The 530-nt window shown below is 72.1% G+C and carries 1 pseudogene; it reads left to right on the forward strand.

Annotated features, from left to right (window positions below):
• A pseudogene (locus V5F77_RS29090) lies at positions 1–530 on the forward strand (phage tail protein); the annotation flags it as partial.

Here is a 530-nt window from a genome sequence, read left to right on the forward strand (position 1 = left end):
GGTGCCTTATCCCGCGCGCACCATCCTGTTCGTGCAGCAGCTGCCGACCGGCACGGCGACGCCCAAGAGCCTCTACCGCATCACGCGCAAGGATCAGGGCGCGGGCCTGTTCGGCGCCGGCTCCGTGGGCGACGACATGGTGCGGTTTTATAAGGGGTCGAACACGACGGGCGATTTGTACGCGGTCGGTCTCACCGATGCCGCGACCGGCATCGCCGCCACCGGCACCATCACGTTCGCCGGCGCGGCCACGCTCGCCGGGCCTCTCGCGCTCTACATCGGCAGCGTTCGGATCCCGCTCGCCATCAGCAACGGGCAGACCGCCGCGCAGGCGGCGACGGCGGCGGCAGCGGCCATCACTGCGGTCGCCGGCCTGCCCCTCACGGCGGCGGCGGCCGGCGCCGTCGTGACGCTCACCGCCCGGCACAAGGGTGAGGTCGGCAACGGCTATCATGTGGCGGTCGCGCGCCAGATCGACGACACCCAGCCGCCGGGGCTCACCACCACGATCGGCGCCATGTCCGGCGGTT

This window comes from Roseixanthobacter psychrophilus (assembly GCF_043195195.1).
Lineage (GTDB): Bacteria > Pseudomonadota > Alphaproteobacteria > Rhizobiales > Xanthobacteraceae > NCEH01.